The organism is Martinezella sp. CNPSo 3957, assembly GCF_057784395.1.
Genome location: NZ_JBXSOU010000017.1, coordinates 25,327 through 37,352 on the forward strand (window position 1 = coordinate 25,327; position 12,026 = coordinate 37,352).

The 12,026-nt window shown below is 60.8% G+C and carries 8 protein-coding genes; 3 read left to right on the forward strand and 5 right to left on the reverse strand.

The window, feature by feature from the left end:
• Positions 1–103: 103 nt before the first annotated feature.
• Positions 104–1,276: a M20 aminoacylase family protein gene (locus AC13QE_RS27675; protein ID WP_488486120.1), complete on the forward strand. Its 1,173-nt coding sequence runs from the start codon at positions 104–106 to the stop codon at positions 1,274–1,276.
• 50 nt (positions 1,277–1,326) lie between these two features.
• On the opposite strand, the gene AC13QE_RS27680 is transcribed toward AC13QE_RS27675, so the two are convergent.
• Complete coding sequence (locus AC13QE_RS27680; protein ID WP_488486121.1) at positions 1,327–2,250, reverse strand: nucleoside hydrolase; 924 nt, start codon at positions 2,248–2,250, stop codon at positions 1,327–1,329.
• 103 nt (positions 2,251–2,353) lie between these two features.
• Positions 2,354–3,742, reverse strand: a complete 1,389-nt coding sequence (locus tag AC13QE_RS27685) for a M20/M25/M40 family metallo-hydrolase (RefSeq protein ID WP_488486122.1) — start codon at positions 3,740–3,742, stop codon at positions 2,354–2,356.
• A gap of 199 nt (positions 3,743–3,941) precedes the next feature.
• Here AC13QE_RS27685 and AC13QE_RS27690 point away from each other — a divergent pair, with 199 nt between their 5' ends.
• Entirely contained in the window at positions 3,942–6,284 is a 2,343-nt protein-coding gene (locus tag AC13QE_RS27690) for a bifunctional diguanylate cyclase/phosphodiesterase (protein WP_488486123.1), read from the forward strand.
• A gap of 66 nt (positions 6,285–6,350) precedes the next feature.
• Here AC13QE_RS27690 and AC13QE_RS27695 read toward each other — a convergent pair whose 3' ends face one another.
• Positions 6,351–6,767, reverse strand: coding sequence for a MarR family winged helix-turn-helix transcriptional regulator (locus tag AC13QE_RS27695; protein ID WP_112338499.1), 417 nt, complete (start codon positions 6,765–6,767; stop codon positions 6,351–6,353).
• 436 nt (positions 6,768–7,203) lie between these two features.
• On the opposite strand from AC13QE_RS27695, the gene polA reads away from it, so the two are divergent.
• The gene (polA, locus tag AC13QE_RS27700) at positions 7,204–10,206 is read left to right on the forward strand and encodes a DNA polymerase I (RefSeq protein WP_488486124.1); all 3,003 of its coding nucleotides are present in this window, start codon (positions 7,204–7,206) and stop codon (positions 10,204–10,206) included.
• A 78-nt stretch (positions 10,207–10,284) separates the two neighbouring features.
• On the opposite strand, the gene phnN is transcribed toward polA, so the two are convergent.
• Positions 10,285–10,890 carry a phosphonate metabolism protein/1,5-bisphosphokinase (PRPP-forming) PhnN gene (gene phnN, locus AC13QE_RS27705; RefSeq protein ID WP_488486125.1) on the reverse strand — a complete coding sequence of 202 codons (606 nt, stop codon included), beginning with the start codon at positions 10,888–10,890 and terminating at the stop codon, positions 10,285–10,287.
• A complete protein-coding gene (locus AC13QE_RS27710; RefSeq protein ID WP_132721037.1) occupies positions 10,887–12,026 on the reverse strand; it encodes an alpha-D-ribose 1-methylphosphonate 5-triphosphate diphosphatase in 1,140 nt (379 codons plus the stop codon). Before AC13QE_RS27710 ends, phnN begins: the two co-directional genes overlap by 4 nt.

The following is a 12,026-nucleotide window of genomic DNA, read 5'->3' on the forward strand; positions in this document are numbered from 1 at the left end:
GACAACGACATGCGTCAAATCAACGTCCTAAAGCGCAAGAAGCGAAGGATCGCGGTGCGCTTTAGGCACGCATCATCGTGCCCCATGCCGAAGGAATCTCTTCATGTCTTTTCCCCATGAGATCGAGCCGGATCTGCCTTTCCTCACCTCGCTCCGCCGCAATCTTCATGCGCATCCAGAACTCGGCTTCGAGGAGGAGCGCACCAGCGGCATCGTTGCCACCTTGCTGGAGGAAGCAGGACTGACCGTGCATCGCGGCCTCGGCAAAACCGGTGTTGTCGGCACGCTGCAAGTCGGCAACGGCACGCACCGTATCGGCCTTCGCGCCGACATGGATGCGCTCGCCATGCCGGAAAAGGCCAATCGTCCCTATAAATCCACGATCCCGGGCAAGATGCATGCCTGCGGGCACGATGGCCATACGACCATGCTGCTCGGTGCCGCCCGTCATCTAGCCGCCAAGCGCGGTTTTTCCGGCACGGTGCATTTCATCTTTCAGCCGGCGGAAGAAGGTCGTGGTGGCGCCAGGCGCATGGTGGAAGATGGCCTTTTCGATCTGTTTCCCTGCGATGCCGTCTACGGGCTTCACAATATGCCCGGTCTTGCGGTCGACGAGATGGCGGTTGTCGAAGGGCCGCAGCTTGCTTCATCGGATAGCTGGCGCATCACCTTCCGAGGCACCGGCACCCACGGCGCCAAACCGCATCTCGGCAAGGACCCGATCACGGCGGCGGCGACCTTCCTTTCCGCGTTGCAAACCATCGTCGGCCGCGTCGTCGATCCGCTGCAGCCGGCCGTCGTCAGTGCCTGCTCGCTGCAGGCGGGCGATCCCAAGGCGCTGAACGTGATACCAGATACGGTCGAGATCGGCGGCACGGCGCGCGCCTATACGCCGGAGGTCCGCGATCAGCTGGAAGAGGAGATCGGACGCCTGGCGCATGGGACTGCAGCCATGTTCAACATTGCCGTCGATTATCAGTTCGAGCGCCGCATCCCGCCCGTCGTCAACAATGCCGATGCCACGGCGCGGGCGCTGAAGGCTGCGACGGTTGTTTTTGGCGAGAATGTGCGGACCCGCTTCCCGCCATCGACAGCCGGCGACGACTTCGCCTTCTTCGGCCAGAACGCTCCCGGCTGCTATGTTTGGCTCGGCAATGGCCCGGCCGTTGACGGCGCCCTGCATCACAATACGGCCTATGATTTCAACGATGAAGCAATCGCCTCGGGTGTGGCTTTCTGGACGACATTGGTCGAGCAGGAATTGGGAGAGGGCTGAGGCAGGTCTCAACGTCCGTTACCGCGGTATCCCTCTGTTGCCGCCACTTCTCAGCGTTCAGCCTCTCGCAGCAATGCGTCGAATATGATCCGGCGTGCCCTTTCGGCGTCGATCTCCGCGGCGAAATGGGCATTGAATTGCCCATGCGAGGCGCGCGTTTCGACGACGGTGCGCCCACGCGTATGCTGTCCATGCAATTCCGCATCGATCCGGGCATGCCGAAGGGTGGCGATGTCAGGTTCGACGAAAATGGCGGCCGCTGTTGGATCGTAGATCGCCATGGCGGGTCTGCCGCGGCTGATGGCGATGTTCACATAGCCCTCTAGTAGATCCGCGAGCAGCTGCGCCTTTTCGCTGCCATTCTCACGGATGCGGGCGACATCCTCCGGCCAGGCCAAGACCTTGCGACAAATGTCGAGATCGATCATGCGCAACGGCAGGGCATGCGCCAACACAATGGCGAGCGCCTCGGGATCGGCAAAGGCGTTGAACTCAGCCGATGCCGTGTGATTGCCCGCAGTGACCCCGCCGCCCATCCAGGTCATCTCGTCGATGCGGGCGGCGAGATCCGGCCGTGCCAACGCCAAAGCGGCAATATTCGTGAGCGGCCCGAGCGCCAGGATGCGCTTCGGCCCGTCGCTGTCGGAAAGCCAGTCGCATAGCGCGGTAAATGCGTCGCTGAATGGAAGTGGATCGGCCGGCGGCAGGCTTCTGCCTGTGGTCGGAATGCCGGTCTGGCCGAGAATGTTCTGCGCCGTTTCCAGCTTGCGGAGAACGGGCAGCTCGCGGCCCGTATGGATCGGAAAGGTCCAGTTGAAGACGGCGGCAGCGCTCGCCGCATTGGCCTTAACGTGAGATAGGGGTGCATTGCCGCTGACGAGCGAAACGCCATCGATGACGAGATCCGAATGCGCCACCACCAGAATGGCAGCGATATCATCGAATCCCATATCGGTATCGATCCAGATTCCCATATTCTATCTCATCGGTCGCAGCGAAATGGCACGGCGGCGTTTCCTGCCGCCCTGGCGGGATGGTCGCGGGACGCGCGCAAGCGATGTTCGTCCCGCGGATCGCTTAGCTGGCTAGCGCATCAAGGATGCGGATCCAGGAACGAATGCCCTTGTGATAGGAGCGCAGCTCGTATTTCTCGTTCGGCGAATGGATGCGGTCGTCGGAGAGGCCGAAACCGACGAGCAGCGATTCCATGCCGAGCATCTTCTGGAAGTCGCCGACGATCGGGATCGAGCCGCCCATGCCGATGATGAGGGCTGGTTTCGGCCACTCGTTGGAAAGCGCCATCTTCGCCTTGGTCAATACCGGCGAATCGTAGGAAAGCTGGATGGCCGGCGAGCCGCCATGCTCATGAAACTCCACCGAGCAATCTCCAGGGATCTTGGAGCGCACATAGGCGCGGAAGCTCTCGCGGATCGCCGCCGGATTCTGCTGGCCGACGAGGCGGAAGGAGACCTTCGCCGATGCCTTGGCGGCAATCACCGTCTTGAAGCCGGCGCCGGTATAGCCACCCCAAATGCCGTTTACTTCCGCCGTCGGCCGCGCCCAGGTGAGTTCCATCACGGACCGGCCCTTCTCGCCCGAGGGGATCGACAGGCCGACTTCGCCGAGGAATTTTTCGGCCGTCATGCCGAGCTTCTCCCAGGAAGCCTTGATATTAGCAGGCGTTTCCTCGACGCCTTCATAGAAGCCGGGAAGCGTTATGCGCCCCGTTTCGTCATGCAGTCCGGCAAGGATGTCGGTCAGAATGTGGATCGGATTGGTGGCAGCGCCGCCGAAAAGGCCCGAATGCAGGTCGCGGTCAGCAGCGGTGATGACGATTTCCTCGCCCACGAGGCCGCGCAGGCCTGCCGAAATCGCCGGCGTATCGCCGTCCCACATGCCGGTATCGCAGACAAGGGCAAAGTCCGCCTTCAGCTCGGCAGCATTGGCTTCAAGGAAGGGCTTGAGCGAGGGCGAGCCGGATTCCTCTTCGCCTTCGAAGAGGATGGTGATGCGCACCGGCAGTGCGCCCCTCGTTTCCTTGTAGGCGCGCACCGCCTCGACGAAGGTCATCAGCTGCCCTTTGTCGTCGGACGTGCCGCGGCCGGTCAGGACCTTGCGGCCATTGCCCAAGTCCTTGATGGCGGGAGCGAAGGGATCGCTTTCCCAGAGCTCGAGCGGATCAACAGGCTGCACGTCGTAGTGGCCGTAGAACAGAACATGCGGTGCATCGGCGGTGCCGGCATCGTGATGGGCGACCACCATAGGATGGCCGGGCGTATCGCGCACGGAGGCCTTGAAGCCGAGCGAGTTCAGATAGGTGACCAGCCATTCAGCTGCCTTGCGGCATTCCGGCTTGTAGTCCGGGTCCGTCGAAATGGACTTGATGCGCAGCAGCTCGAAAAGGTTGTCGAGGCTGGAGGGAAGGTTCTGATCGGCGCGGTCGAGAACGGGCGATAGATCGGTCATATCCGACTCCTTACATGAGATTTGGAGCGACGATAGACCAAAGGCCAGCCGGTTTCGAGGCGTTAAAACCGAAAATTTACCGTAGCTTGCCTCTTTCGACGGGAGCCTGCTCTTATGTGATTAGTTGCGCATGTAGTTTACAAGTTTTTTAGATTATTAGAAATAACGTCAATCCAGAAGAGTATTCTGGAGACGCGTAATGTTTTCAGTGATTGCATGTATTCGCGACGCTCATGACTTCAGGCTTATTCTCGTGGCGGCAGCCATCTGCCTCATCGGTAGCCTTGCCACCATGCTTCTTTTTTCGCGTGCGCAGGAATGCGGGTCGCATCAGCGGCGCTACTGGATTGCGGCAGCGGCCTTTGCAAGCGGTGTCGGTATCTGGGCGACGCATTTCATCGCCATGCTCGCCTATGAGAGCAACCTTCCCATCTCCTACGGCGTTTCGCTGACCGCGCTTTCGGTGGTCTTTGCCATCGTCGGTTCATGGCTCGCGATTGCCGTTGCCTTCGAATGGGACAATCGCGCTTCCTTTACAGTCGGGGGCATGCTGATGGCATTTGGAATAGCCGCCATGCACTTCACGGGCATGCAGGCCATCGAGGCCTCGGCAAAGCTCTCCTTCGATATACCGCGCGTCGTCGCTTCAGTCGCGATCGGTGGCGTCTTCTCTTCACTGGCTTTCCTGGTATTTCGCAGCCTTCGTGGCTTCAGTCGCATCATAGTCGGCGCTCTTCTGTTGTTGCTTGCGATTTGCTCCCTGCATTTCACCGCGATGAGCGGCGTGACGCTGACGCCCGAAATTGGGATGCCGGGGCCCGCCCTCGCCATGGATCGAAGCATCCTCGCAGGCATCGTCATGGCTGCTGCGATGGGTCTGATTCTCATCGCTCTGGGCGCCATCTTCATCGATCGTCATCTGACCGACCTTCGCGGCTTCGCCAACGCTTCGCTCGAAGGCCTGCTCATCATCCGTGACGGCCGGGTTATCGATGCCAACGAGCGATTTTTCGCCATTTCCGGATGGTCGCAGCAGCAGGTGGTCGGTGCCTCGCCAGAAACCTTCCTGGCGATCGACATAGATGCCCAAAGTGATGCCGCCATTCCACTGGAGACAACGCTGTCCGGCTATGATGGCAACGCGATCCCCGTCGAAACCGTGCGTCGCTCCATCACCTATCGCGGCCACGAATGCAGCGTATTGGTCGTGCGCGACCTGACCGAGCGGCGTCAGGCGCAGCAGATGATCGAGCATCTGGCGCACCATGATATATTGACGGATCTGCCCAATCGCTCGCTGTTCGACCAGCGCATGCGTCAAGCGCTGCAGGTGGCCAACCGCAGGGGCGGGGAAGTCGCCATCTTCTGTCTGGATCTCGACCGCTTCAAGGCCATCAACGACGTCTTCGGCCATGCGGAAGGCGATCGCATCCTCTGCAAGGTTGCCGGCATCCTGCAGCGTGCGATCGAGGAGGGCGATACGGTGGCAAGGCTCGGCGGCGACGAATTCGCCATTATCCAGCCCAGGCGTCAGCAGCCCGAGGGGGCCACGCGTCTTGCCGAACGCGTTCTTTCGGAATTTGGCATGGAGATGGATACCGCCCGCGATCCGACGGCCGTCGGCGTCAGCATCGGCATCGCCATCTATCCGCGTGATGGCACGAGCGCCGAGCAGCTTTACGCCAATGCGGATATGGCGCTTTATCGCGCCAAGCATGCGGGCCGGGGCCACGCCTGCTTCTTCGATGCCGAAATGGACAAGGCCGTGCGCACCCGTCGCCAGCTTGAGAACGATCTGCGTCAAGCCATTCTGCGCCGTCAGCTCTTCCTGGAATATCAGCCGATCTACGATGTCGGCAGCGACGGTGTCAGCGGTTATGAGGCGCTGTTACGCTGGGCGCATCCGGATCGAGGCGTGATTGATCCAGAGACGTTTATTCCCATTGCCGAGGAAAGTGGATCAATCGTTGCGATCGGTGAATGGGTGCTGCAGCAGGCCTGCCAGGAGGCGACGCGCTGGAGCGAGCCTGCGAATGTCGCAGTCAACCTCTCGCCGCTGCAATTCATGATCCCGACCCTCTACGACCAGATCGAACGTATCCTGCGCAAAACCGGCCTCGATCCGCAGCGCCTCGAACTGGAAATCACGGAGGCGGCGCTGATGCGCGAACGAACGACTGTGATAGCGACATTGCAGCGGCTGCATCGCCTCGGCGTTCGCGTGGTCATGGATGATTTCGGCACCGGCTTTTCCTCGCTCAGCAATCTGCGTGCCTTCCCATTCGACAAGATCAAGGTCGACCGCAGCTTCACCGGCGCCCTCGAACACGATCCCGCAGCTCGCTCGATCGTCCGTGCCATCATCGGCCTCGGTCACAGCCTAAATATGCCTGTCGTCACGGAAGGGGTCGAAACGGAAACCCAGCGCCGCATCGTCATCGAGGAAGGCTGCGCCCAGCTTCAGGGGATATTCTTCGGCAAGCCCGATGTCGGGCCGAGCCAGTTCCAATCGGCTTTGAATAGGGTGGTCGGCCAGGGCTGAGGCGCGCTGCGCAAACGTATGAAGTGGCTTTGCGGAAAACCGCTGCATGCGTTTCCTGGGATTGCTCTAAAGCTGCCTGGCATTCTCCAGCACGCGCCGGATATATTCCAGCAGCAGCTCGCGTTCGAATTGCCGGAAATCCTTGAGAAGATCCGTATCGGCGGCCATGGCGGCCTCGATCGCTTCCGCCTGCATGGCCGCGGCCTTGTTCGTCAGGAAGACCAGTTGCGCCCGCTTGTCCGAAGGGTGCGGGCGGCGTTCCACCAGGCCGTCCCGTTCCATGCGCGACAGCGTATTGGCCATCGTCGCCTGTTCGATGTCGATCCTCTCGAGCAGCTGCTTTTGCGTCAGCCCGTCCTCGGACCACAATTCCAGCAGGATCGGAAACTGACCGGGGGAAAAGCCGAGCGTCGCCGCGCGTTGTTGTAGCGAGCGAGCGAATCCCTTCGCCATCTGACTGGCAAGGTAGGCGGCGGAGTCCATCCGATTAAATCCCATGATTGCAAATATGCCCATAATTCAGAAGCAAGACAATCAGCAATTCTTCGGGTAGATCCCCTCTGAAATAAGCAACTCAGGTGATTTTTTCACCTTTATAGGTTGCATTTTTTGATATGAAAAAGCCGCCATGGCCTGGAGGGGACGCCATGGCGGCTCATGAAAGAGGGACAAAGGCCCGGAGAGGGGATAGGCCTTTGTCCTAGTCTGACATGGCGGGGGACAGGCCGGTTGTCAGACCCGCGGCGTATCATCGCCGGTGAATAGGATTTGAGGTTTCGAATGTGGTTTTTCAAGGGAATGCGCAGATTAGATTGATTAAAAGTTAGTAACGTTTCGGTGAGAGATCTGGCCCTGTTACAACACTGCAAAACTGAAGTTTATATGGACGTTGGAAGTGCGTCACGCTATCCATGCTTCCATGAAAAAAGGTGATCATCTCTTCCTCGTCGACGGTTCCGGTTTCATTTTCCGGGCCTTTCATGCTTTGCCGCCGCTGACGCGCAAGTCCGACGGATTGCCCGTCGGCGCCGTCTCCGGTTTCTGCAATATGCTGTGGAAGCTGCTGACTTCGGCGCGCGATACCTCGGTCGGTGTGACGCCGACGCATTTCGCGGTGATCTTCGACTATTCCTCGAAGACCTTTCGCAAGGACATCTTCCCGGAATACAAGGCTAATCGCTCGGCGCCGCCGGAAGAGTTGATCCCGCAGTTCGGCCTCATCCGCGAGGCGACCCGCGCCTTCAACCTGCCTTGCATCGAAACCGACGGCTTCGAGGCAGACGACATCATTGCGACCTATGCCCGTCAGGCGGAGGCGGCTGGCGCCGATGTGACGATCATCTCGTCCGACAAGGATCTGATGCAGCTCGTCACCCCCATGGTCCACATGTATGACAGCATGAAGGACAAGCAGATCGGCATTCCCGACGTGCTCGAGAAGTGGGGTGTACCGCCGGACAAGATGATCGATCTCCAGGCCATGACCGGCGACTCGGTCGACAACGTCCCCGGCATTCCCGGCATCGGCCCGAAGACGGCGGCGCAGCTTCTGGAGGAGTTTGGCGATCTTGACACGCTGCTCGCCCGCGCCGACGAGATCAAGCAGCAGAAGCGCCGCGAAAACATCATCGCCAATGCCGAACTTGCCCGCATTTCGCGCCAGTTGGTGACGCTGAGGACGGATGTACCGCTGGAACTTGCGCTTGACGCGCTGGTGCTGGAGCCGCAGGACGGCCCGAAGCTGATTGGCTTCCTGAAGACTATGGAATTCACGACCCTGACGCGGCGCGTGGCGGAGGCCTGCGACTGCGATGCGGCGGCAATCGAGCCCGCCGTCGTCAAGATCGAATGGGGCGAGGGCGCTCATGGCCCCGATCTCGATGTCGGCGAAAATGTCGATCTCGTTGCCGGCAGCGTTGTCGAGGCCGAAGGGGCATCGGTTCCGGCGCCGTCGGCCAAGGCGCGTCTGGCTTTGGATGGCACCACAGAGCCCGAGGATCTCGCCAAGGCGCGCGCCGCAAGTTTTGCGAGCGCGCCGATCGACCATTCGAAATATGTGACCATCCGCGATATCGCCACGCTCGACCGTTGGATCGCGGATGCGCGCGAAACCGGTATCGTCGCTTTCGATACGGAAACGACCTCGCTCGATGCCATGCAGGCCGAGATCGTCGGCTTCTCGATGGCAATCGCCGACAACCGCAACGATCCCTCGGGTTCTTCCATCCGCGCCGCCTATGTGCCGCTCGCTCATAAGACCGGTATCGGCGATCTGTTGGGCGGCGGCCTCGCTGACAATCAGATCCCACTGCGTGATGCGCTGCCGAGATTGAAGGATCTGCTGGAGGATGCCTCCATCCTCAAGATCGCGCAGAACCTCAAATACGATTACCTGCTGATGAAGCGCTACGGCATCGATACGCGGTCCTTCGACGACACGATGCTGCTGTCTTATGTGCTCGATGGCGGCGCCAATGCCACGCATGGCATGGACAGCCTCTCCGAGCGCTGGCTCGGTCACAAACCGATCGCCTACAAGGACGTCGCCGGCAGCGGCAAATCCAACGTCACCTTCGATCTCGTCGATATCGACCGCGCCACGGCCTATGCCGCCGAGGATGCCGACGTGACGCTGCGCCTCTGGCTGGTGCTGAAACCACGACTTGCGGCAGAAAAACTTTCAGTCGTCTACGAACGGTTGGAAAGGCCGCTCGTGCCAGTGCTTGCTCATATGGAGGAGCGCGGAATCACCATCGATCGGCAAATCCTTTCCCGCCTTTCCGGCGAGCTGGCGCAGGGCGCCGCCGCTCTCGAAGACGAGATTTACAATCTGGCCGGCGAGCGCTTCAATATCGGCTCGCCGAAGCAGCTCGGCGATATCCTTTTCGGCAAGATGGGGTTGGCCGGCGGCAGTAAGACCAAAACCGGGCAATGGTCGACCTCGGCGCAGGTGCTGGAGGATCTGGCGGCGGCCGGCTTCGAGCTGCCGCGCAAGATCGTCGACTGGCGCCAGCTCACCAAGCTGAAATCCACCTATACGGATGCGCTGCCGAGCTATGTCCATCCCGAGACGAAGCGCGTCCACACCTCCTATTCGCTGGCCTCGACCACGACAGGGCGCCTCTCCTCCTCCGAGCCGAACCTGCAGAATATTCCGGTGCGCACGGCGGAGGGCCGCAAGATCCGCACGGCCTTCATTTCGACGCCGGGCCACAAGCTCGTCTCCGCCGACTACAGCCAGATCGAACTGCGCGTGCTGGCGCATGTCGCCGATATCTCGCAGCTCAAGCAGGCCTTCGAAGACGGTGTCGACATTCACGCGATGACGGCCTCCGAAATGTTCGGCGTGCCGGTGGATGGCATGCCGAGCGAGGTGCGCCGCCGCGCCAAGGCGATCAACTTCGGCATCATCTACGGCATTTCCGCCTTCGGTCTGGCGAACCAGCTCTCGATCGAGCGCTCGGAAGCTGGCGACTACATCAAGAAATATTTCGAGCGCTTCCCGGGCATCCGCGACTATATGGAGGGTGCCAAGCAGGCGGCGCGCGACAAAGGCTATGTCGAGACGATCTTCGGTCGCCGCATCCATTTCCCCGAAATCCGTTCGTCCAATCCTTCCGTCCGCGCCTTCAACGAACGTGCCTCGATCAATGCGCCGATCCAGGGTTCTGCCGCCGATGTCATCCGCCGCGCCATGATCAAGATGGAGCCGGCGCTGGCCGCAGCCGGGCTTGGCGATCGTGTGCGCATGCTCTTGCAGGTGCATGACGAACTGATCTTCGAAGTCGAGGATGCCGATGTCGAGCGCACCACGCCGATCATCGTCTCGGTCATGGAAAACGCCGCCATGCCGGCGGTCGACATGGCTGTGCCGCTGAAGGTCGATGCGCGCGCTGCTCACAATTGGGATGAGGCGCACTGAGGCTGCCTATCCGCCCCTGGCGTGCGGGAAAGCAAAATCAGCATTTAGCCGTCAGGCTAAGTGCTAGATTGTCCGACTTCATTTCCCAATCAGCGTTTCCAGTACCGAAATAATGGCGCGTTCCGCTTCTTCGAGCGTGCCGCTATTGTCGATATCGGCGACGTCGTAGCTGCCCTCAACGGTCAGCGAGCTTCTTTCCAGCCGCTTCAGCACGTCCTCACGGCTCTCGCGTCCACGCGCCATCAACCGCTCGGCCAGCACTTCGCGTGTCGCCGTGATGTTGATGACCTTCAGACGTGGAAATGCGCTCTGGAAGTGATACAGCGCCGAGCGTGAGCCATTGGCGATCACCAGATGGCCCTGCGCAAGCTCATCGAAGACGTCGGCCGGAATGCCGTATTTCAGGCCATGGGCTTCCCAGGAGACGGCGAAGGCGCCGGCCTGTTCCATCGCATCGAAATCCGCTTCGGAAACGCTTCTGTGGTCCTCGTTGCCCGCATCGCCATCGCGCGTGATGACGCGGCGAACGAAGTGGACATCCGGCCGGCCGGCAAAATGTCGGGCGGCCAGGTTCATCAGCGTATCCTTGCCGGCGCCGCTCGGGCCGACGACGACAGCGAGCGTGCCCGCTGTCGCATCCGTCAAGCCGAGATTAGCCGGCTCGAGATTGGCGCTTGCGCTCATGCCACCCGGCGTCCTTCCCGCCAGACGGAGCGCGTAACCGGAACGCCATGATCGCGACGGACGCGCACGAGATCAGCGCGCAGGCCCTCTGCGATGCGGCCGCGATCGTTCAGGCTAACGGTCCTTGCGGGCGTCGCCGTCACCATGGCAATCGCCTGCGGCAGCGAAATGCCCTCGACTTCGTCCGCGAGGATGAAGGGCGCATGCAACAGGCTGAGCGGCACGTAATCGGAGGAAAGCACATCGAGTACGCCGAGTTCGGCGAGGTCGCGTGCGGCGATATTGCCTGAATGCGACTTGCCACGCACGATATTGGGCGCGCCCATCAGCACGCTCATGCCGGCACCGTGGGAAGCCTTGGCGGCATCGATACTGGTCGGAAACTCCGCCAGGCGAACGCCGTAGTTGATGGCTTCGTCGACATGGGCGAGCGTTGCATCGTCATGGCTGGCGACCGTTATGCCGCGTTCGGCGCAGACCTTGGAGATCGCGTCACGATGCGGCGTGGCATACTTGGCCGATTCTTCCTGCCGCTTGGCAACGAACTTGGCAAAGGCCTCGTCGCTGAGCCCGCGCTTCTTCTGATAGTAGAAGATGTACTGATCCATCGTCTGGAACTGGCGCTGGCCCGGCGCGTGGTCCATCAGCGAGACCAGACGCACGTAAGGGTCCTTCTCGAAATCCTGGAAGTGGTCGAGAACATTGTCAGAAGAGACTTCGCAGCGCAGGTGGATCAGGTGATCGGCGCGCAGGCGGTCTTCACGCTGGGCCGCCTGGATCGCGTCGGCCATGTCGCGCATCTCGCCCTTTTCGAATCCGCCATCCTCGTCCGAGCCCATGCGCAGGCAGTCGAATACGGTCGTGATGCCCGAGGTGACGATCTGGGCATCATGCGCCTGGATCGCCGCCGTCTTGTTCCAGCGAACGCCCGGGCGCGGGGAATAATGCGCTTCCAGATGGTCCGTATGCAGTTCGACCAGCCCGGGGATCAGAAAATCGCCCTCGAAATCCTCGCCGATATCGGACTTGCCTTCGGAGATGGCGGCAATGCGACCGTCACGGATCAGCACGGAACCTTCGATGATCTTGTCTTCGAGGACGATGCGGGCGTTGGAAAGGACGGTTTCTTTGGTCAT